This window comes from Rhizocola hellebori (assembly GCF_016862955.1).
Classification (GTDB): domain Bacteria; phylum Actinomycetota; class Actinomycetes; order Mycobacteriales; family Micromonosporaceae; genus Rhizocola; species Rhizocola hellebori.
On record NZ_BONY01000009.1, the window covers coordinates 175,524 to 197,514 of the forward strand.

At 67.8% G+C, this 21,991-nt stretch carries 16 protein-coding genes; 6 read left to right on the forward strand and 10 right to left on the reverse strand.

Going from position 1 to position 21,991, the window contains the following annotated elements:
• The first annotated feature begins 4 nt into the window (after window positions 1–4).
• Window positions 5–652: a hypothetical protein gene (locus tag Rhe02_RS09530; protein WP_203907742.1), complete on the forward strand. Its 648-nt coding sequence runs from the start codon at window positions 5–7 to the stop codon at window positions 650–652.
• 48 nt (window positions 653–700) lie between these two features.
• Here Rhe02_RS09530 and Rhe02_RS09535 read toward each other — a convergent pair whose 3' ends face one another.
• The gene (locus Rhe02_RS09535; protein ID WP_203907743.1) at window positions 701–1,114 is read right to left on the reverse strand and encodes a hypothetical protein; all 414 of its coding nucleotides are present in this window, start codon (window positions 1,112–1,114) and stop codon (window positions 701–703) included.
• A 156-nt stretch (window positions 1,115–1,270) separates the two neighbouring features.
• Complete coding sequence (locus Rhe02_RS09540; RefSeq protein ID WP_203907744.1) at window positions 1,271–2,515, reverse strand: NucA/NucB deoxyribonuclease domain-containing protein; 1,245 nt, start codon at window positions 2,513–2,515, stop codon at window positions 1,271–1,273.
• Window positions 2,516–2,710: 195 nt separating this feature from the next.
• Between Rhe02_RS09540 and Rhe02_RS09545 the strand changes: the two genes are divergently transcribed.
• Complete coding sequence (locus Rhe02_RS09545) at window positions 2,711–5,746, forward strand: AfsR/SARP family transcriptional regulator (RefSeq protein ID WP_203907745.1); 3,036 nt, start codon at window positions 2,711–2,713, stop codon at window positions 5,744–5,746.
• A gap of 36 nt (window positions 5,747–5,782) precedes the next feature.
• Here Rhe02_RS09545 and Rhe02_RS09550 read toward each other — a convergent pair whose 3' ends face one another.
• On the reverse strand, window positions 5,783–6,763 hold the full coding sequence (locus Rhe02_RS09550; protein ID WP_203907746.1) for an ArsR/SmtB family transcription factor: 981 nt from the start codon (window positions 6,761–6,763) through the stop codon (window positions 5,783–5,785).
• Window positions 6,764–7,038: 275 nt separating this feature from the next.
• Between Rhe02_RS09550 and Rhe02_RS09555 the strand changes: the two genes are divergently transcribed.
• On the forward strand, window positions 7,039–7,416 hold the full coding sequence (locus Rhe02_RS09555) for a hypothetical protein (RefSeq protein WP_203907747.1): 378 nt from the start codon (window positions 7,039–7,041) through the stop codon (window positions 7,414–7,416).
• Window positions 7,417–7,469: 53 nt separating this feature from the next.
• On the opposite strand, the gene Rhe02_RS09560 is transcribed toward Rhe02_RS09555, so the two are convergent.
• From Rhe02_RS09560 to Rhe02_RS09570, 3 genes are all read right to left on the reverse strand, one after another.
• Window positions 7,470–8,111: an NAD(P)-dependent oxidoreductase gene (locus Rhe02_RS09560; protein WP_203907748.1), complete on the reverse strand. Its 642-nt coding sequence runs from the start codon at window positions 8,109–8,111 to the stop codon at window positions 7,470–7,472.
• A 154-nt stretch (window positions 8,112–8,265) separates the two neighbouring features.
• Entirely contained in the window at window positions 8,266–8,781 is a 516-nt protein-coding gene (locus tag Rhe02_RS09565; protein WP_203907749.1) for a hypothetical protein, read from the reverse strand.
• A 218-nt stretch (window positions 8,782–8,999) separates the two neighbouring features.
• Window positions 9,000–11,741 (reverse strand): ATP-binding protein, encoded by a 2,742-nt coding sequence (locus Rhe02_RS09570; protein ID WP_203907750.1) that lies wholly within the window; start codon window positions 11,739–11,741, stop codon window positions 9,000–9,002.
• 187 nt (window positions 11,742–11,928) lie between these two features.
• On the opposite strand from Rhe02_RS09570, the gene Rhe02_RS09575 reads away from it, so the two are divergent.
• Entirely contained in the window at window positions 11,929–14,046 is a 2,118-nt protein-coding gene (locus tag Rhe02_RS09575) for a S8 family serine peptidase (protein WP_203907751.1), read from the forward strand.
• Between the two features lie 75 nt (window positions 14,047–14,121).
• Here Rhe02_RS09575 and Rhe02_RS09580 read toward each other — a convergent pair whose 3' ends face one another.
• The 4 genes from Rhe02_RS09580 to Rhe02_RS09595 form a co-directional block, all read right to left on the reverse strand.
• The gene (locus Rhe02_RS09580; RefSeq protein WP_203907752.1) at window positions 14,122–14,658 is read right to left on the reverse strand and encodes a hypothetical protein; all 537 of its coding nucleotides are present in this window, start codon (window positions 14,656–14,658) and stop codon (window positions 14,122–14,124) included.
• Window positions 14,659–14,677: 19 nt separating this feature from the next.
• A complete protein-coding gene (locus Rhe02_RS09585; protein ID WP_239123596.1) occupies window positions 14,678–15,091 on the reverse strand; it encodes a class I SAM-dependent methyltransferase in 414 nt (137 codons plus the stop codon).
• A gap of 175 nt (window positions 15,092–15,266) precedes the next feature.
• Window positions 15,267–16,394 carry a serine hydrolase domain-containing protein gene (locus Rhe02_RS09590; protein WP_203907753.1) on the reverse strand — a complete coding sequence of 376 codons (1,128 nt, stop codon included), beginning with the start codon at window positions 16,392–16,394 and terminating at the stop codon, window positions 15,267–15,269.
• Window positions 16,395–16,569: 175 nt separating this feature from the next.
• On the reverse strand, window positions 16,570–19,221 hold the full coding sequence (locus Rhe02_RS09595; protein WP_203907754.1) for a LuxR C-terminal-related transcriptional regulator: 2,652 nt from the start codon (window positions 19,219–19,221) through the stop codon (window positions 16,570–16,572).
• A 130-nt stretch (window positions 19,222–19,351) separates the two neighbouring features.
• Here Rhe02_RS09595 and Rhe02_RS09600 point away from each other — a divergent pair, with 130 nt between their 5' ends.
• Both Rhe02_RS09600 and Rhe02_RS09605 read left to right on the forward strand, forming a co-directional pair.
• Window positions 19,352–21,475 (forward strand): hypothetical protein, encoded by a 2,124-nt coding sequence (locus tag Rhe02_RS09600; RefSeq protein WP_203907755.1) that lies wholly within the window; start codon window positions 19,352–19,354, stop codon window positions 21,473–21,475.
• A gap of 11 nt (window positions 21,476–21,486) precedes the next feature.
• Window positions 21,487–21,984, forward strand: coding sequence for a hypothetical protein (locus Rhe02_RS09605; RefSeq protein ID WP_203907756.1), 498 nt, complete (start codon window positions 21,487–21,489; stop codon window positions 21,982–21,984).
• Window positions 21,985–21,991: the final 7 nt, after the last annotated feature.

Genomic DNA, 21,991 nt, shown 5'->3' on the forward strand with positions numbered 1-21,991 from the left:
GTTCGTGGCTTGGGAACTCGTCCGCCGCGGACACCTGGTGCGCAGCCTGCGCCTGGCCCCGTTGGTGACCACCGTCGCCGCCGTCGCCGCGTTCCTGTTGGCACGCCGCGGCGACACGCACGACGCCATCGGAGACCTTCGCGTTCTGGGCTTGTTGTTAGCTCTGGGTACCGGATACGCGCTCGACGACGGCGCGGCGATCACGCTCCAGGCCAGCCCATACAGCCTGGCCCGCCGGCACTGGCTGCGCCTGGGCTGCGCCCTGGCCGTTGTCATTCCACTGTGGACAGCCATCCTCGCCCACTTCCTCCCCTCGGCGCCGGCCGAGAATCGCTGGCGGCTCGGCCTCGGCCTCACCGTCGAGCTCGCCGCCGCACTCGCCGTAATCTGGGCGGTGGCCGCGTGGGGCCGTCGCTACGGATTCGACCACCCGGGCATCATCACCACTCCCACCCTGCTGGCCTTCCTGTTGCTGACGGTGTCGATTCCCGAGGCGCCCATGCTGGTCGGCTTCGGTCCACAATGGACAGAGGCTCACCTGCGATGGTCGGGCATCCTGGTCGCCGCGACCTGCCTGCTGGTGGCCGCGATGCGCGACCCGGCAGCGCGCTGGCGCGCTACCGGGCCCCCACCCAGACAAGCAGGTGGGTGAGGTGGGCGCGGATGGTGGGGACTCTGAAGCCGAGACCGGTCAGCGCGTTCATTTCGGCGGGGTTGTTGCCAAGGTGGCTGCCGGGCGGCCGGCGAATCCAGCCGGATCCTGCGGCAGCCGATCCTTGACTGTGACCACATTGGAGGCTTCGGCCTGCCCCAGAACACGCCGCAGGGCGTGCTGCCAGGTGGCGATCACCTGTCGCTGGTCGCCGACAATGGCCGCAACGACCGCGACTACCAGATCTTCGTCGATTCGCTGCCGTGACGGGGCGAAACACCGGCCGACCGTGGCGCGAGAGGGCCACTCATTCGGCGGCCGGCCGGCCTTCCGCCAGGCATCACGCACCCGCTGCGTGATTTGTGAGATGGACGGATTGCCGTACCAGAGTTTCAGCGATCGTAGCGCGGAGATGAACTCCTCCAACGAGTTTGCCCGTGCTGGTGCTGGCGCCGATTCCATTGTTCAACCCCCCTGTGGCCAAGCTGTCTTCACATCGCTTAGCAAGACGCTCGCCGATGCCTCGGCGGAGGGAGACAGATTTCTGACCCCCGCGCGAACAGCCGGTGGTGGCAGGTTGCCTGCACCACCGGCTGTCCCGGCCATGTTCAGCGATAGCTACGGCGCGTTGCCCACCTGGAATTTGTCACCGTCCAGGATTCGCTCGTCGCTGTAGAACGCACCGAGCAGCCCGCCGGCCGACGAGTTCTGGGCGGCCGGAATGAAGCAGCGGCTCCACCCGTTCGGGCCGGTCTGCGGCGGATCGGGCATCTGGCACCCGGCGATGCTGCGGGCTTGGATTGCGCCGCTCGTGTAGGCACCCTCGCGGGTGCTGCGGAAGGGATATTCGTCGCACTGATATCCGGCCGGGCGGGGCAGCACGGTCGAAGGCGGGCAGGCCATTGAGCCGTTCCTGTCCACCAAGAGCGGATCGTCAAGCTTCGTCAGGTAGGTACCCGAGGCGATCCGGCCCGGCAGGCCGGATAGCTGCGCCTGGGTAAAGTGCCAGACGAACCACGGATTCCTGGCGTAGGAGAACCACGCGTAGCCGGGGATGTTGCCGAAAACGCAGCCGGGGAGACGGTTGCCGATGACATTGTCGCAGCGGTAAGCGGCCAGGCCGAGTGACGTCAGCAACGGCCGGGTCCACTTGGATGAGCCGATGGTCAGCGCCCAGTAGCCACCTAGGCCCCTGTGGATCGAGCCGGGAGTAACGCCCGCCTGGAAGCTGCCGGTGCCGCGCCAGGTGTCGATCCCGGTTTGCACGATGCTTCCCGACCCGTTGCAGACGACGCAGCCGACGAGATTGCCGGTGACGATCTCAGGGAACCCGGTCCCGGTGTGGCTCCATACCCACATGCCGATGGTCGAGTACCAGGTCGCCCCCGACGCGCTCATCTCCAGGATCGCGTGCATGTTCGCTGTTCCGACGACTATGCCGGTGGGGATCTCCACCACCACGATGTCGAATTGCTGATGGCTGCAGGCATCGCGCCGACCCGACGCCCACCAGCCCGTGTTGGGTGGCGCTGTCTGTTCGCATCGAGGTGTTATCACCTGGACAGCTTTTTGCTGCTCGATCGTCAACGGCTCCGGTGTCCGGTCGAGCTCGATGCTCGTACACGTCGACGTCTGTGTCACGCCGCTTGCCCGCGCCTGCTGGACCGCGGCCGCGCAGTCGGCAGGGCTTTGCGAGCCCGTCGGCTGCAGCCCTTCCAGATGCTGCCACCTAGGCGGAGTCAGTGTGCTTACCGGCGCGATCTGCGAGTCCGTTGATGCTGGCTGGCTGGCGCCGGCCGCGGCCACCGGTGACATGGCGGCCATCAGTGCGGCGAGCATCAGTAGAGCGAACTTCCCTTTCATTCTTCCTCCGGATCGTCATGGGACTTGTGGATCCGAAGTTAGGTTTGGCTCCTTATGGTTTGGTTACCCGAAACCTTCCGCCGCAGCCCATCCACCCCAAGCGCCCTGTGTCGGATAGACGTCCGTGATTGGTTTGCCGTTTCCCCGGATACCCGGGCAGGATGGGATCGGTCGGGGGAACTGGGGAGAAAAGCGATGACCGAGTTTCGTTTGCTGGGATCGGTCGAGGTGATACACGCCGATTCCGTGCTGGCGCTGGGCGGGCCGCGGCACCGCAGGTTGCTTGCCACGCTGTTGCTGCAAGCAGGTCGAGTGGTGCCGTCGGGCACGCTGATCGAGGCGTTGTGGGAGGATGCCCCGCCGCGCAAGGCGCGGGCGGTGCTGCAGGTGCGAATCTCGGAGCTGCGCGCAGCGCTGCGGGCCACGGGGTCGCAGCTGCTCGCCCGCGAGGGCGGCTACGAGCTGCGGGTGGACTCCGAAGATGTCGACGCGTGGCGTTTCGAGCGGCTCGCGTCGGCAGGTGCGGCAGCGCTGGCGGCGGGCGATGCCGTGGCCGCCCGGGCCGAACTGGAAGCGGCGCTTGCCCTGTGGCGGGGACCGATGCTGGCGGAGTTCGCCGGCGAGCCGTTCGCCCGGTCTGACACGGCAAGGCTGGAAGAGCTGCGGTGGCAGGCGATCCACCACCGGATCGCCGCCGACCTCGACCTGGGCCACCATGCCGAGATCATCGCCGAGCTGGAGAAACTGGTGGTCGAGCAACCACTGCGGGAACAGTTCCGTGGGCAGCTGATGCTTGCCCTCTACCGCAGTGGGCGCCAGGGTGAAGCGCTTGAGGCCTTTCAGGCCGCGCGTAACCACCTCGCCGACCAGCTGGGCGTCGACCCGGGTGCCGAGCTGCAGGCGCTGCACCACGCGATGCTGACGGCGGACCCCGGGCTGAACCCACCTATCAGGAGCCACGTTCCAGCCCAGCTTCCGGCCGATGTCACGGCGTTCACCGGGCGGGCTAAAGAACTGTCGTGGTTGGACAGTCTTGTCGCCGGATCGCCTTCCACGGTGGTGATTTCGGCGGTGTCGGGGACGGCCGGCGTGGGAAAGACCGCACTGGCTTTGCGCTGGGCGCACCGGATCCGCCACCGGTTCCCCGACGGCCAGCTCTATGCGGACCTGCGCGGCTATGATCCAGACCTGCCGGTGCCGCCGGGCGAGGCGCTGGCCCGGTTCCTGCGCGCGCTGGGCATACCCGAGCGGGCGATCCCCGTCGACGTGCAGGAGCGGGCCGCGCTTTACCGCACGGCGCTTGACGGGCGCAGGATGCTGGTCGTGCTTGACAACGCCTCATCGGCCAGCCAGATCCACGAGCTTCTTCCCGGTACCAAATCATGCATGGCCTTGATAACGAGCCGCGATTCGCTGTCGGGGCTGGTGGCTCGCCACGGCGCGCACCGGCTCGACCTCGGCTTGCTGACCGCGCAGGACGCGGTCGTCCTGTTGCGCCGCCTGATCGGCGCACGGGTCGATGCTGAACCTCAAGCCGCGCAAGAGCTGGCAAACCTGAGCGCCAGGCTGCCGTTGGCATTGCGCATCACCGCCGAGCTCGCCGCCGAACGGGCCGGCAGCAGCCTCGCCGACATCGCGGCCGAACTCAACGACCACCAGCGAAGGTGGGAGTTGCTGGATGCTGGCGGCGACGACCGAACAGCGCTGCGGGCGGTGTTTTCCTGGTCCTATCAACGGCTGCCCGCTCCGGCCGCGCGGCTGTTTTCGTTGTTGGGGCTGCATCCAGGCGCGGAATTCAGCATCGATGCGGTGGCCGCCCTTGCCGGAATACCGGCCGGCGCTGTCCGCCCGGTGCTCGAAACGCTTGCCCGCGCCCATCTTGTTGAGCGCACCGGCCCAGACCGATTCGGCATGCACGATCTGCTGCGCGGTTATGCCCGCCACCTTTTCGACGCCGAGGCCGGCGAACCCGAGCTGCACTTGCCGCTGGATCGCCTCTTCGCCCACTACCTGGGCATGACCGCGACAGGTGACCAGGCGTGGCTCGACGCCGAATGCGCCAACCTCATCGCGGTGGTCGCCTGCGCGGCAGCCCACGGCTGGCAGGACTACGCCACCCGGATGGCTGTCGACCTGTGGCCGCATCTGGACGCCGCCGGCCATTATGCGCAGGCCCTTGCCATCCACGAGCACGCGCTGCGGGCCGCACGGCAGCAGGGCGATGCGGCGAGTGAGCACCAGATCCTGTGCAACCTCGGCCACGTTCACATGCGACTGGGCCGCTACCCGCAGGCCGAGGCCCACCTCCAGCGGGCGGCCAAGGTGGGGCGCGCGCTCGGGGCCAACGGCGACGCGGTCCAGGCGGCGGTGATGGCGTTGTGGGGGCTGACCCGCATGTGGCAAGGCCACTATGCCGAGGCCGAGCAGCGCCTGCGGCGTGGGCACACGCTGAGCCGCGCGGCGGGCGATCGGGCGATGGAAGCCAAAGCGCTGGCCGGTCTCGGTCATGTCTACATGCGACAGTGCCGTTACGAGGCGGCAGCCGACAAGCTGCGGCAGGCGCAGGCGATGCACCGCGAGTGCGGCGACAGCCTCTCCGAGGCTCGGGCACTGGGCAACCTCGCCCAGATCTGTCTGCGCCAGCACCGTCTCGACAGCGCGGCCGAGCATCTGGAGCGGGCACTGGACCTGTTCCGGAAGGCGGGGCATCGCCGCGACGAAGCCGCGGCGATCAACGCGCTCGGTGAGATCTATCTGCGCCAAGGGCAGCACGACCGGGCGCTCCAACACCACCGCCAAGCGCTTGCCACCTATCGAGAGCTCGGTGACCGCGGCAACGAGGGCATTGCGCTGCATGGCATCGGTGATGCGCACCTGCGCCGCGGCGAGCACGAGGCGGCGGGCTTGGCGCTGCGGCAGGCGCTGGCCGTCTTTCACCAGGTGGGTGACCGCCCACGGGAAGTCCTGGCGCGCAACACCCTCGGCGAGACGCTGCGGGACATCGGCGACCTCCACGCCGCGCGCGCCCAGCACACCCTTGCCCTGAGCCAGGCGAACGACGTCGGCGACCTGTTCGAGCAAGGCCGTGCCCACGCCGGCCTGGCCGACATCGGCCGGCGGTGGCAAGACACCGAGTCCGCCCGGCACCACTACCAGCAGGCACTAGCGCGCTACAGCGAGCTTGGCCTGCCCGAGGCCGACGAGCTCCGCGATCAGCTTGCCAAGCTTTGACGCATGCCGTCTGGAACAGAATGGCACCTACAGCCGTCATCGCGGCCCTTCCAGAAGCGCGACACCCAAACCAGCTATCTCGTGTACCACCCGTGCGCCCACGCGATGACTGGTGATCAGGCCGGAGTCTCGCAGCACAGACAGGTGCTCGCTGGCGTTGGCGGGCGATATGCCCAGCCGGCGGGCGAGATCCATGGTGCCCGTGCCCGAGCCCACCGTCGCGAGGATGGCGGCACGCGTGCTGCCGATCAGAGCCGCCAGATTCCGATGAGGAACGGTGTTCGGCAATAGCAGTGGCCCCTGCTCCCTGGTGCACGGGTAAATCAGCACCGGCGGCAGCTCCGCGTCGAACAGCGTAATCGGATGGCGCACACAGAAGTAGGACGGCACCAGGGTAAGCCCCCGGCCCTCAAGGTGAATCACCTGATGGGGATGGTTGGGTATCCGCAGTTCGCCGTCGGAGTACGCCATCAAGGGCTGCAGGCTTTCCAGCAACGTCCGCACGCCCCCGCCGAGGATCGCCTCACCCCGTATACGCCGATCGCGATCGGTGGCCGTATTCAGGACGGGCAGGTATGGCACTATCGCCATGTCGTAATATGCCTGCATCGTTTTGGTCAGCACCCCGAGTGTTACCGGATCTCCGCTGTGCAGCAGGCGTGCGTCGCTCACCGTCCGCGTGGGAAGGCGCATCCGGCCCAGGTCGCTGCGCAGCCTCTTGATCGGCGTGGAGCGGATGGTCTCGAGGCCGTGTGCCAGCCCGTGTTCGGCCGCCGCAGGGTTGAGGAAATCGGGAAAGTAGCCCATCGTCGGAATGAGATCGCTGAGCAGCCGGCCGCCCGGTCCGAGTCCTACCCGAAGGGCGGCGGCCGTGCGCCGTCGCCAGTCGCGAAAGAGCAGATCACCCGGCTGCCCGCGCAGCATGTGGATGCTCAACACCAAATCCCACAAGGGATCCGGTGTCGTTCGCACCTTCAGCCGAGCTAGGTCCTCGCTGGTGAAGACAATACGCAGCATCGCCACCCCCGTCGTGGCTACGGCTCTCGTTACAGCCGCCGATTCTATGCGCCCGCCCGGCCCGCCGTCAGATCGGTCACCATCAACCAGGCGCCGATCGCCGGACCTGCGCGCCGAGCCGCTGGTGGCAGGTCTGGAAGCAACAGCTGGGCCATCAGGCATTTCGGTTGAGGCCGAAGCCTCGGATGTGTTGATCTGTGGCTGGCCGCAGCGTTGGTGGGTTAATCGCCAAACGGCTGATTTTCACGGCCGCGACCGGCGGCGAGAGTAGAGACATGACACATCTACATACATGGATCAAACGCGTCGCGGTGGTGGCAGCGTTCTCCATAGCCGCACTGGGCGGAACTGTGGTGGTCAGCGCGCCCGCAGAGGCGATACCGCCATTGTGCGAGACCGAGTGGTGGTGGTACGTCGACGGCGGGAACAACATCTTCGCCCACAACTTCAAGATCTGTGAGGTTCCTCCCTACGAGCGCCCACAGGCGGTCAACATCCAGGTTCACGACAACTTCAACAACTGGACGACCGTAGCGAGCGGCTGGGGTGACGCCGCGTTCTACTGCGTGACAGTGTCGGCGTCCAACCAGTTCCGCGTGGCCGGTCCCGGAATCCCGGCACAGGGACCGTTCTGGAACCGCTGCACGGTCTGACCCGCTCCTTGCCTGCGCGGCCAGCCGATTTCGGGCCGGCCGCGCAGGGTGGATCAGCGCATCACGACAACGCAGGCGTGCGGGTGCTCTGCCCGCTCTGCCTCGTCGAGCACGGCAATCGCGTAGTCCTCCATGGAAATCAACGTCGAGGCAGCTTCTCGATCGCCGATGGTGTCCACTGCCAATTGATACTTCCCGCTTCGCTGACCCGGCGCGATGCCACCCGGGGGCGGACTCACATACGTCCAATGAAGATCGTCGAGGGTGCGGTAGTAGGTCAGCGCTTCCCGCTGGCCGACAATCTCCGGCGCCGCATTGGCCGGCAGGTTGGGCCGGTCGGCGTACTGGCCTCCCGCGCCATCGCGCACGCTGCCGAAACCGCCGACAACGATCAGCCTCGGCGGATCGTCAAACGCGCGCAGAGCCGACACCACCGATCGGGCCGCACGGGCGTAGAAGCCCGCATCGTCAAGTTTGGCGGCATGTCCCGCCGCGTTCACCACCACATCCGCACCGGCCACCGCGGCCTTCACCGCCGCCGAGTCGAACACGTCCGCCTCGACCAGCCGATCTGCCGTGCCGTCGAGGCCGGATCGGTTCCGGACCACCATGGTGACCTCATGCCCGCGGCCAAGCGCCTCCTTGACGATCCGGCTGCCTATCCGCCCCGCCGCACCGATCACCGCCAACCGCACGAACGCGACGCTAACACGGCCGCGCACCACCAGATGTCCGGCCTAAAAGGAGACCGGGGAGCGCCAGGTCTCTTGATACCTGCCGCTCCCCGGATGCGCCGTGAAACTGAGGCCGAGCGCCTAGGCGGCACCGATTGTCACCGGCCGCTGGCCATCAGTGGCTGATGGACAGCAACACGACCGAGATGAGCGAGTCGACCACCGTGCCGTCGCCGGCAAGACAGCGCTCGAGGTCCCTTCCGTCGGCGAGGTACACCTGCGTGACCGACGACCCGGTGAACAAGCCCGCCGTGACGGTACCGACGAATGTCACCTTGTAGATCCCGTGTTCCAAAGTGGGCGTTCGAGTGACGCCAATGGTGCTGGTTTGACCGGTGTTCCAGGTGATGGTCTGCGAGGTGGGGCCGGAGAGCAGCGCTTGCGGGCACGAGTCCGAACGCGTGAAGAGCCGGACCAGTTCGCCGGAGACCACGTCAGGTGCGCTCGGCGAGTAGCAGTAGCGGTAGTTGGTTTTCTTGTCGATCGTGACCGACTGTGGTGCCAGGGCCACCGATGGCGTGAAGAAGAGCTTGTCCACGCTAAACGGAGAACAGACCAAGTCGAGGCCGCCGCCGGTGGCGTGCGCGGGCGTTTGGACGACTGCTCCCAAGGCGAGGACCAGGAGCGCCACGGCACTGGCGCGAAGTGTACGGATCAATTTGCCCCCATCGTCAAATGCACATCATCGGATGCGCGATTGCCTTTGCACGCTATGCGACCCTCCCACGCCATCACTCACAGTTATCGACAGTCATCGTCAGCCGAACGGCCCGGACTGATTCACCGATCGGAGCCGATGTCTACGGCTACCACGGCAAACGCGCCAGCAACCCCACTCTAAACAAGCTTTCAAGCCGCAAGGCTGTTCAGGTGGCCACGGATGGTGAGGGCATTTGCCTCCGGCTCGTCGGTGTGGTCGGTGCCAAGGCTGGTGAGGATGTCCAAGGCGCGTTGCCAGTGCCAGCGGGCGAGGTCGTGTTGATTGAGGGTGCGGTGGGCGTGGGCGAGGCCGTCGTGGGCACGGGCTTGATCGGTGGGTTGGGCCAGGCTGGTCGCATGCTCCAGCGCTCGCTGATGGTCAATCAGGGCGAGGCCGGCTTGGCCGCAGGCGTGGTGCAGGCGGCCCAAGCCTTGCAGGGCCTCAAATTGCCAGTTGCGGTGACCGAACTCCTGGGCGAGTTCCAGCACCTGCTGGTAGAAGCTGCCAGCGTCGCTATGGCGGCCTTGCCCAAGACGGACGTGGCCAAGACCGTTCAGCGCGTACAGTTCGCCGACACGGTCGCCGATCGCCTGGGCGATCTGCAACGCTCTGCCGTAACAGTCGCCGGCCTGCTCGTGCCGGCCGAGCAACAGGTGCGCGAAGCCGCGACCACTCAATGCGATCAGCTCGCCCGCGCGGTTGCCAATAGCCTGGGCGATCTGCAACGCCTGCCCATTGTTGTCCTCGGCCTGCTGGTAGCGGCCCAGGAGCCGGTCGATGTGGCCGAGACTGTTGAGCGCATTCAGTTCGCCGACGCGGTCGCCGATAGCTCTGGCAACCTGCAAGGCCCGCCTGAAGTAGTCACCAGACTGCTCCCGCCGGCCCAGCGACAGGTGCACGAAGCCGAGACCGCTCAACGCGTAGCGTTCACCGGCACGGTCGCCAATGACCAGGGCGACCTGCAACGCCCGCCCGTAGTGGTCGCCGGACTGCTCATGGCGGCCCAGCGTCCAGTGGACCTGGCCCAGACCGTTGAGCGCGTTCAGTTCGCCGGCGCGCTCGCCCAGGGCCAGGGCGATCTGCAGCGCCCGCCCGAAGTGGTCGCCCGCCTGCTCATGACGGCCCCACATGCGGTGGATGTGGCCCAGACCGTTGAGCGCGTTCATCTCCGCTGGGCTGTTGCCAAGGTGGCGGGCGAGATGCAGGGCGTGCTGATGCAGCGTTTGCGCATCCTGGAAACGGCTGACGGCGCGCAGGTGCCGGTCCAGGACGGTGGATAGCTGCCAGGTGTGTTCGTGCCAGCCATGGATGGCGGCGTGTTGGGCCGTGGCGAGCAGGTTCGTCAGTTCGGTGTCCAGCCATTGTTCGGCCCGGTCGCGGTCGGACAGGTCGGGTGTGACGCCGGCGGGCAAGTCCGGACGACGATGCTGCTGCTCGTGCGGGTAGGCCACCTCCATGGCGGTCGCGGCGGTGGCCAGATAGAAGTCGAACAGCCGAGACAGGGTGCTGTGGCGGTGTTGTGGGCGATCCTGATCGATGGCCCGGTCCGTGGCGTAAACGCGCACCAGGTCATGGATGCTGTAGCGGCCCGGCGTGGCTTGCTGCAGCAGGTTGTCGCCGCACAGGTGGCGCAGCTCGGCTCGGGTGGTGGGCAGGTCGGTGTGGGCCATGGCGGCGGCCGCGTACACGTCGAAATCCTGGCCGGGATGCAGCGCCACCAGTCGCAGCAGGCGTTGTCTGTCAGCGGGCAGGTGCTGGTAGGACAGATCGAGGGCGAGCTGCACACCACCGTCGAGCTGGCGGTGGTGATGGCGTTCGTCGAGCCGGTCGGCGTGATCGGTCAACGTCCATCCGGGTCTGTTGCGGATGTGCCCAGCCACCAGGCCGAGCGCCAGCGGCAAGTAGCCACAGCGGGCGGCGATGCGGGCCGTCGCGTGTGGATCCCCGCCGACGGCGACCTCCGGTACGGCTCGGGAGAGGAAGTCGATGGCCTCCTCCGCGGTGAACACCTCCACCGTGAGGCGGATCGCCGGCTGCAGATCGTCTAGATGGCGCCGGCTGGTGACCAGTGTCAGAGATCCCGCACCGGCGACAAGCGGCCGGACCTGTTCGGTGTCAGCGGCATTGTCCAGGACCACCAGGGCACGGGCGCCCGCCAGACAGCGGCGGTAGACCCCGGCGCGGGAGGCCAGATCGTGAGGGATCTGCTGACCGGGTACCCCAAGCAGGCGCAGGAAGCCATCCAGCACGGCAGCGGGATCGGCTGGTGGTTGCGCCGGGTCGGGGTGAAACCCCCGCAGGTCGACGAACAGCACCCTGTCGAACGGCTTCTCGCCCGCCATGACGTGACCGGCGTGAACGGCCAGCTGGGTCTTGCCGACCCCGGCCATCCCCTCGATCGTGGAGATCACCACCGCGACGCCATCGCGGTGGGCGTCATGCAGCGCCAGCCGCAATTGGTCCAGTTCGCCGGTACGGCCGATGAAGGTGGCCAAGTCTTGCGGCAGGGCGTCTTGGACCCGGATCTGTGCCGCGGCTTGGGTTTGCCCGCTGATGACCCGCAGTGCTTGACGCCACTGCGTTGCGTAGCCGAGATCGGAATGCAGTGTCTGTACGACCGCGATCAGCAGATCGCTGTCGATGCGGCGCCGGCCGGTCTTGAAACAGTCGGCCACGGTGTTCTTTCTGGCCAGTTCGCTGGCAGGCCGCCCCGATGCGCGCCATGTGGTGTTGATCCGATCCGTGATGCGCTCGTATGACGGATTACCAGCCCACACCTTCAGCAGTCGCAGCTGCACCACAAGGTCGTCGAGTGTGGCGGCCTGCCCCGGATCGGGCGGCGCGGTGAAGGCCTCGGCCGGCGGGTTGGCCGGGTTGGGCGAGAGCGACATGACCCAGAATCCCATGGCCCGCTGTCGATGCCCGGATCAGGGTGGCCTTTGGCAGGTGGCGTTGGTGGGTGTCGCCACATCCGGATTCATCCGGGATAGAAGCACCCGGCCCCGCAGACGCCGGACAGTCGAATCGCCATCCGGCCACGACCTGCCGGGGCTCATCCCTCAAGAAGAAAGGGCTCAGATGACTAGTCCATCCAACGGCCGACGGGGGCCATACCTCGCGACGATGGCGGCCGTTGCCGTCGTCACCGCCATCTCTTTCGGCACTGCGACCGACGCGCGTGCCGACACCGGACAGATCCGGGCCGCCGGAACAGCGGACGTGGTCGCGGACAGCTACCTGGTCGCCTTCAAGGACACGGTGGCCAAGGAACGGGTGTCGGCAAAGGCTAGCGAGCTGGCGGCTCGATTCCATGGCCGGACCGGCCACCTCTTCCACACCGCGGTCCGCGGCTTCGCGGTCAGCATGTCGCAGCGAGACGCCAAACGCCTCGCGGCCGATCCGTCGGTGGCCTACGTCCAGCAGAACGGGATCTATCGCGTTGCCGACACCCAGTCACCGGCCCCGTCGTGGGGCCTGGACCGCATCGATCAGCGAAACCTGCCGCTCAACAACGCGTACACCCATCCGACGTTCGCGTCGGGCGTGAAGGCGTATGTCATCGACACTGGTATCCGGTTGACCCACACCGATTTCGGTGGACGGGCCGTTTCCGGCGTGGACGAAATCGACGGTGGCACAGCCGATGACGCCAACGGCCACGGCACTCATGTCGCCGCGACCATAGGCGGCAGCACGTTCGGCGTGGCCAAGGGGGTGACCCTGGTTGCGGTGCGGGTGCTCGACGCCTCGGGCAGCGGCACCACCGCCGATGTCATCGCGGGTATCGATTGGGTGACCGAGGATCACCAGCCCGGTGAGCTGGCGGTGGCGAACATGAGTCTGGGCGGCGCGGCGGACAGCCTGCTCGACGCCGCGGTGAAGCGATCGATCGACGACGGTATCGTGTACGGCGTTGCCGCCGGCAACAACAATCGCGATGCCTGCCAAGGGTCCCCGGCCCGGGTTCCCGCCGCTATCACGGTGGGCGCGACGACGATCGGCGACGCCCGGGCATCGTTTTCCAACTTCGGCAGCTGCGTGGACATCTTCGCGCCGGGAGCAGGAATTACCTCGGCGTGGAACGGCAGCGACAGCGACGCCAGGACGATAAGCGGCACGTCGATGGCGACGCCGCACGTGGTCGGCGCCGCGGCCATCGCACTGGCACAGAACCCGTCGCTCGAACCCTTCAACGTGCGTGATTTTCTGGTCGAGCTGGCCACCGGCGGCGTCGTGACGGACAGGGGTTCTGGCTCGCCGGACAAACTCCTGTTCTGCTGCCCGGTTTCGGTGACATCGACCACGGTGACGCCGAATGCGGATGGGCGTTTGACGATGTTCGCCGCCGACAGCGGGCACTCCGTCTGGACCCGCACACAGTTGGCCCCCGGTTCGGGCACCTGGTCGAATTGGACGCGGTTTGCCACTGCCTTGTCCACGATCGTGGCAAAGACCAACGGCAACGGGCTGATCGAGGTGTTCGGCGCCGATGAAACCGGCCGGGTATGGCACCGCTGGCAGGCGGCGCCCAACAGCGCGAGCTGGTCGACGTGGGAGGTGTTCGCCACCGCTCTGTCCGATGCTCCCTCCGCGATGGCCGTGGCCGCGGCCGCCAACGGCGGGTTGACATTCTTTGCGCTGGACGACATCGGACGGATCTGGGGGCGTGTGCAATACATCGGCTCCAACGGCAGCAACGGCGGCGGCAGCTGGTCGCCGTGGGGGCAGCTGGACGGCACACTGTCCGCGATCACCGCGCAGACAAACGGCAACGGGCTGATAGAACTGTTCGGCGTCGCCCCCGACGGCCTGGTCTACCACCGCTGGGAGCTTGTCCACAACACCGGCAGCTGGGCGCCGTGGGAGTACTTCGGCGCTTCGCTACCACTGCCGTCGACGATCAGCGCAACGGTGGTGCCGAACGGACCCGTCGTGGTGTTCGGCACCGACAGCAGCGCACGGATCTGGGGCCGTCTGGCCTACATCGGGCCCAACGGCAGCAACGGCGGCGGGAGCTGGTCGCCGTGGGGGCAGCTGGACGGCGCGTTGACCGGCATCACCGCGATCACCGGCCCGGACAGGCGTAACGAGCTGTTCGGCGTCGACGGCTGGGGCAAGCTGTTCCACCGCAAGGAACTTGCCCCCATTTCCGGCAGCTGGTCGCCGTGGGAGTCGGTGACCCGGCCCAACGGGTGACCTGAGGTAGCACCCCACCGGGCAAGGTGCCCTTGACCTGTAAGGATCCGACACAGGCAGGGGCACCTTGTTTCGCTACGCCACCACAAGATCCTTGGGATCTGCCGGGACATCGGCGCGGGAGCGGGGCCGGCGCCAGGCCAGAACGAAGACAGTCAGCAACGTCAGCACTTGCGGAAAAAACTTGGTGTTGTCGTAGGCCGGCCACACCCGGACATATTCCATGCCTTCCCCGCCAGTCAACGCGATCGGGTACCACAGCGGCGACCACGCCCACATCGAGGACTCGAACGTTCGCAGGGTCAAGGCGAACGCCCCGGTGGCCGCCGACAGCACCACATAGGCCAGCACCGTCACCACGGGCACGGCAACCACGCCAGGCGCACGCGCTGTCAGAACGCCGGATACCGCGACCAATGCGAGCATGCCCGCCAGCCACACCCCGATCGCGGCGACCGCCGGCGCCAACACCTCGCCCAGCAACATCCCCGGCCCGGGAACCCCAGCCGATCCGGACGCCCCCGCCGCCATACATCCGGCCACTACCACGGCCGGCAGCCGCCAGTTTCGCGCGAGCCTGCGGCTGAGCAAAAAGGCCAATGGTGTCAACACCACAGCGGGTATCACCGTGTCAACAAGCGTGATCCATCCCGTCCACCACCGGTCCAGTGGGTTTGAGCGCCGCCGCGATGTTGCGGTAGGCGGCCTCCTGGTCGGTGACCCAATGCAGCGCGTTGAACGAGACCACGAGGTCGAACTCGGGCCCGAACCCCATGGTGGAGACATCCCCGACCTGGAATGCCACATTCGTGAGCCGGTCGTCGGAGGTGCGGGCCACCTCGATCATTCGTGGCGAGGGGTCTACGCCGAGGACAGATCCGTTCGGCAGGCGGGACGCGATCAGTCTTGTCACGTACCCGTCGCCACAGCCCACATCGAGCACGCGCTCGGTTCCCGCCACAGTGACAGACTCGAGCGAAGCCGTGGCCATCGCCCGCTGCAGCTCACTGATGTGCGCGTAACCAGCGCCGTCCCAGTCGGCCATGGTTTCAGCATGCAGGAAACCACCAGGACAATCCCGCGGTTTCCGTTGGCGCGGCGGCGTAAGTTTCGTGGGGTGGCCGGACACTACCTGGGGTGAGAGAGTGCGTCCAGCTGGGCAAGCCGAAGGCATGTCGGCCCGCCGACGCGGTGAACCTCGGCGCCCGGCGCGAGCCCTGTCACCTGGCCTCTGCTTGAGGCAGGGCTTGGAACTCGTCAAGCAGAGGCTGCATCCGTTCGCCCATCTCGACTTGGGACAGCAGGACGCCCACGGTGCCGTCGCGGTCGATGAAAAAGTTTGTGCCCAGCCCGCCGGACCACCCGTAGCGGCCTGTCTGAGTGTCGACACCGACGCCGAAGCCCCAGCCGGTGCTGTCCCAAAAGCCCGGGAAGAAGCTCTCCGGCGTCTTGGCGATGGCCGGCACCTGATCGCTGGTCATCAGAGCCAGGTGCTCCTGGGACACGATCTGGCGGCCCTCGAACCGTCCCCCGTCGGCCAGCATCCGGGCGAAGCGGGTGTAGTCGCGCAGTGTCGAGACCAGCTCGCCGTGGCTCACGTCGAAGGGCGGCTGCCCGGCGTAGAAACCGCCGCCGGCCGGTTCGAGCTCCACCAAACCGGAGTCGGTGTGCTGGTAGCCGGCCGGCAGCCGGGCGACGTCGCCTGCCGGAACCCACAGCCCGGTGTCGCGCAGATCGAGGGGTTCGAGCAGGTCCTCGGCCAGGTGATCCTGCAACGGCCGGCCGGCCAGGCGAGCGATCAGGATTCCGAGGATGGAAAAGGAGTGGTGGTAACGCCAGCCCTCGCCCGGCTGGAAAGCCAGCGGCAGCCCCGCCAGCCGGCTGAGCCACTCGTCGGCCCCGAACCCGACCGGTTCCACTCCTGCGTCGACCTCGCTGTCGGCCATCGCCTGCTGCAGCGGACCGTCTGTCAGCTCCATGCCGTAGCCCGAGGTACAGGTCAGCAGATGCCGCAGCGTGATCGCCCGCACGGCCGGTGAGGTGTCGGCCAGATCGGCGGCCGGATGGTTAAGCACTCGTCGATCCGCCAGCTCGGGCAGCCACCGCTGCACCGGATCGTCGAGTCTCAGATATCCAGCCTCGACCAGGCGCAGGGCCGCGACCGCGGTAACGGCCTTGGTCATCGACTGGATACGCATGATCGCGTCAGTGCGCACAGGCGCACCGCCAACGGCCATCGCGCCGGCGGCCGCCATCTCTGGCTCGGCTGCGCCGAGGCTCGCCACGACACCCGGGACGGTGCCACTTGCGACGTGCCGCTCGAGCAGATCCTGCAACGCACTGGTCATACCCGACATTCTCGCAGCCACTCATGCGGTCGTTCAGCCCGCCTTGGCGTTGCGCCTCCGTGGCACCTCCAGCTCTGCCACACCTTCCTGACACAGAGACGGAGGTGCCACGCAAGCAGTAGGCGCCGGGCGCACACACCGCAAGCTGCACGAGGCACCGCGCAAGTAGTTGGCGCTAGCCGCGTTCGGACAGCAGGCGGGTCAGCTCCTCGCGGCTGCCTATACCCAGCTTGGTGTAAGCGTTGTGCAGGTGGCTTTCCACTGTGCGCACCGAGAGCACCAGCCGAGCGGCGATGGCGGCGTTGGACATTCCGCTCAGGGCGAGGTCGACGGTCTCCCTTTCCCGCTGGGTCAGCTCTGGGATCGCGCCGACCGCCAGCGCGGAAAGGGCCGGGCTGTGCTTGAGGGCACAGGCTTCCAGCCGGGCCTGGGTGCGCAGCGATGCGACGATCGCGTTGCCTTTGCTGCCAAGGCGTTCGTAGAGGGCGGCTGCGGCTGCCGAAGCTTCGGCTGCCAGCAATGTCGCGCCGAGCCGGTCGAACTGCTCGACCGCGCTTTCCAGCCCGGCAGCGTCGGCATTGGCCAATGCCTGCGCGTGGCAGGCGTATGCGTCGTGCATCGGGGAGGGGCACATGGCCGCCAGCTCGGTGAGGCGTTCGTGGGCCTGGCCGCCCAAGCGGGTGACGGCGTGCCATGCCAACGCTTCGTAGGCGCCGTCGCCCAGCTCGGCGGCCTCCTGCGCCACGGTGTGCGCGACCCGGCGGGCCTCGGGCAGGTCGCCTTGGGCTGCGGCCAGCCAGGTGCGGCCGAGCCCGGTGGCGACCACGAAGGCGTCCTCGCAGTGGGTGGCCTGTGCGTCGGCCAGTGCCTGTCGCGCGCCGGAGACGTCGCCCCGGATGGCCTGCGCGACCGCCAGCCAGCCCAGCGCTTCTATCCGGCCGCACGGGCCCAGCAGGGTGCCGTGCTGGCCGAGCAGCAGCGCCGCTTCCCGGCATGAGCGGGCCGCGGTGGCCAGGCGGCCGGTGGCCACCGCTGCGCGTCCGGCCGCCAGCGCCCATTGGCCGCGAAGCCCGTCGGCGCAGCCGTTGAGGGCTTCGCGGTAGCCGGACGTGGCCAGCTCCTGGGCCTTGGCCAGCTCACCGTGCAGCATGTAGGCCTCGGACAGGGCGACCTTGGTGGTGGCGATCAGGTAGGGGTACTCACGGGAGGCGTGCTCCAGCGGCGCCACCGCGGCTTCGCCCGCCATGATGGCTGCCTCGGTGTTGCCCAGCGCGGTCAGCGTGCTGACCAGCCCCGGCATCTGGTGCAGCTCGAGGCGCTCGGTGCCCCCGTCGCCGAGGACGAGCGCGCCGAATTCCAAGGCCTGCATGGCGTGGCCGCTGCAGATGGCTATCCCGGCGCGCAGCAATCCGAGCTCTGCTGTCCAATGTGGATCGCCGATCGTTTGGCAGGCCTCTTCTATCACTTGGTACGCGGCACGAGTGCGCCCGAGCCCGAAGAACAGGTTCCCCGCGCGGTTGCGGGCGGCGATCCCCCGCTGGGCGTCGTCGCCGGCCTGGCTCTGCAGCGCCGCGAAAGCCTCCTCGGCCCGGTGCCCGTCGCCCTTCCACGCATACGCCTCGGCGATCGCGTGGCCAGCCTCGAACCCGCCGCCCGCCTGCTGCGCCGCCCGGCCCAGCCGCAGCACCAGATCGTGGTCGAAGGCGGCCGAAGCCTCCCGGATGCCCTCCAGCTGGATGCCCGCGTCCACATCGAGCACCCCGTCGGCTTGGGCCAGCGCGAGCCGCAGCACGTCGCCGCGGCGGCGCAGGCCGGTGGCGACCATTGCCTCGGCCAGCTCCCGGCGCAGCCGCAGTAGGCGTAGCTGGCCCGGCTCGCCGCGCAGCAACTCACCGTAGAGCGGGTGGGCCAGCCGCAGGTAGGCTCGCCGCTCCGCGGTCACCAGGCTCACCAGCCCCTGCGCTTCGGCCCGTTCAACTGCTTGCGCTCCAAGCACTGCGACCACCAGGCCCAGCTCGACCGGCTCGCCACTGCCGACCAGGGCCACCACCTCGCGCTCCGCGGCGGAAAGCCCCCGCAGCCGTTCCCGCAGGATGTCGGCCAGCGGGGTGGGCAGCTGCGGCAGCCGGCTGAGCGACCACACACCACCCTCGCAGGCCAGCGCGCCCTGTGCCTGCCCGGCGCGCACCAGCTCGCGCAGATACAACGGGTTGCCGCCACTCGCCTCGGCCAGGCGCAGGGCGCTTCGGCTTTCGATCGCACCGCCGAGCGCCTTCTCCAGCAGGGTCGTGACCTCCTCGCTCAGCAAGGCGGCCAGCTCGATCCACTCCAGAGAACCCTGTCGCCACAACAGGTGCAGCGCATCGGGCAGCTGCTCGCCGGTGCGTACGGCCAGCAACAGCACGGCTTGGCGCTGCATGGCCAGGTGATGGATGAGCGCCACCGAGCCCTGGTCGGCGAAGTTCACGTCGTCCACGAGCAGCACCAGCCGCCGCTTGCCGGCCTGGGCACAGAGGCGATCGGCCGTGGCCAGCAGCAGATCGAGCCGGTCCGAACCCAGCAGGTCGCGTGGCGTGGACCGGTCTCGGGGCAGCAAGGTGCTGAACATCCCGAACGGGAGGTCTTGGGTGGCCGCGGTCGCGGCGAGCGACACCGCGTGGCTGCGGGCGGCTTCCGCAGTTGAACGCGCCTCGGCCAGTAGCCGGGTCTTGCCCAGGCCGGCTGCTCCACTGACGACCAAACCGGCGGATGACGCCGTGCCAGCCAGCAGCCCGCGCAGTTGCTCCAGCTGTGCTTCCCGCCCCACAAACGGCCACGTCCCGGTCACCCGGAAAGGATAGGGGCGGCATTGATCAGCAGCAATGGTGAGCACATCGAGGTCTCAGTGGCCCGGCGCGGTCGATTTCAGTAGCCGGCTACGGAGGCCCCCGGCCAGGTCGGCCTTGGACGATGGGCGCATGGGTTTCCTCGGCCTGACGCCGCTGGCGGTGGACGTGCTGGCGCTGCGCATCGCGCAGGCCGCCGACGCGCTGGAGGAGGCCGCCGCCGACGCCGCGGCCGCGTCCGCCCTGGCCGAACTCGACGACGAGAACCTGCCCACCGAGTCACGCACGATGGCATCGGATCTGCGCGGCGCGGCGACGACGCTGACCGGCCGGGCCGGTTACCTGAGCGGGTATGTGTTGCCCGCCATCGAGGTGGCCCAGGCGCTCACCCCCGGTCCGGCGCTTGTGCAGCAGCAGCCGCACAGGCCTGTGCCCGGAGAGCACTTCATGGACCAGATCGTGTGGTTTGTCGCCTCGGACTGGGAATCGAACCGCGGCGTGCGTGGCACCGAGTTCAAGGGCTCGGCGGGCCTGGACGTGTTCGGATTCGCCGCCGAAGCGGGCTGGCAGATTGACGTGCGGGTGCAACCCGGCGGCGGGCCGGTCGAGGTGCGCATGGCCAACAGCGCCACCCTTTCGCTGAGCAACGGCAGCCCGAGCCTGGACAGCCTGGTGAAGGCTCAAGCGCGCTGGCAGTACCCGATCACGTGGGCGCTGCCCGGCCTGGGCCGGCTGCTGCCCAACACCGGCACCTACGCGCAGACCTTCTGGTTTCCCAGCGAGGACGCGGCAAAGGCGTTCTTTCAGCGTTACGTGGACGAGGTTGCGGTGTACGGGGTGGACCTGGCCAACAACGCCAACGTCGGCCTGGCGATGGGAACCTTCGCTCAGCTCTACACCAATATTTACGGAACCGGGCCTATTGGGTACACAGTCGATTTTGGACAGCAGCTGTCGTTTGTCGCTGGACTCGGCCTGCGGGCGCCGGTCGACCGGCTCCTTGGCGGCGGCTCGCTCGACCCGGCGACCGGGAAGTTCCTCAACGATCTCGCGCTGGCTTTCGACGGTGAGGCCTCGGCGCAGCTGACGTATGGGTTCTCCATCGATCGTTACACCACTGCCGGGTACCAAGTGCCGGGTATGGAATTTGCCCAGCCACCGGGTTGGGCCACCACCGCGTGGCTTCGTGCGCAAGGCGACGCGCAGGTGCGCCTCAGCGGCCGGGTGCTGCTGTTCGGGGAGGCGATCGGGGCTCAGATCGAGGCCGATGTGCGGGCGGGCGTCGTCTTCGACCGCTGGGGCGAAGCACGCCAGGTGGTGCTGCGCGCCACCGTGGCCGGGTATCAGTTCCCTGACTCGGGGACGCTGTGCATTCCGCTGGGCGACGGCACCTGGCTGAAGGTGACCCAGGATTCGTGGAGCCTGATCCCCGGCAACGAAGCGACCCTCATGATCGGCGACGACGATGCCTTGGTACGGGTAATCGAGTTCGAACGCACGATAAACCTGGACAGCCCGCGAGCGATGGCTCAAGCCCAGATGCAGCACCAGATCGACGCCTCGGGGCTGGACCGGCTCAACATCGCCGTCGCGCAGGACCCCAGCCTGGGCGACGACGTGGACCGGGCGCTGCAAGAGCTGAAAACGCTTACCGGCGTGGATGTTCCGGCGGAGCAATGGCAGGCCATCCTCGAGCAGACCATGCGCCCGGCCGACCCGTGGAACCCACCGTCCGCACAGATCACCGGTTTGGTCGCGGGCACTCCGCTGGCCGAGGTGCCCGAAGGGGTGCTGCGCACCTGGGCCGAGGTCTACCTGCACCCGATCGCTCAGCAGACCGGCAATTCCCGCTGGTTCTTCGGATGGAGCGACGGGCTCACCCCCTGGGACATCAGCTGGGCCGCCGAGCATCGGATCGCCGACATGAACGACGAGCAGGTTCAGGACTACCTGACCACCACCAGCGGCATCGAGCCGGAAGGCTGGGAGATCACCACCTACGAAGGCACCCAACGGCTGCAAGCGGCGGAGCTTTCCGGCGACGTCGACCCCGCGCTGCTGGCGCAGGCCGCGGCCGGCTACTTCAACGGCAGCGTGGAGGCACAGCGCCTCGACTACCACCAGATCGGTCAATGGCAGTTCACCGATGCCAAGTACCAGGAACTGATCGCCCTTTTCCCGGATCAGCTGCCCCAAGCCGTGCAGCGTCTTGAGGACGAAAACCAGATCCAGACCACCCCCACTCCAACCCCATAGGGAGGACCATCATGTCAGTGCTCGGCGCAGATATCGAGCAACTAGAAGGTCTCGCGGTCGCCTGCGACGCCACCGGAACGCATTGCCTGGACATGGCAGCCAACGTGTCCCGGCATACCGATGCCGCCATCGGCGATCTGGTGAGCCGCTTGGCCACGCTGGTGAGCATGGTCACCGGCGAGACCGAAGCCATGTCCACCAAGGTGCGCGACATGTCGACCCAAGCGGTGGACGCCTCGTGGACGGGCACCAACCGGGAGACCTTCCTCGGCGCGGCGAGCAACTTCCAGACCGCGATGCAAACCGCGCAGAGCGACACCGACGGCTACTACGACCAGATCAAGGCCTACATCGATGTCGACTTCAGGACCAAGGTGGAGGAGTTCGTCACCACGCTGACCTCGAGCATGCAAAGCGCGCAGGGCAGCTGCAGCTCGATGACCACGGCGGTGCGCAGCCAAGCGTCCGCGGTGGACAGCACCATGAACACCGGCCTGTCGGTGGGCTAGGCGCGCA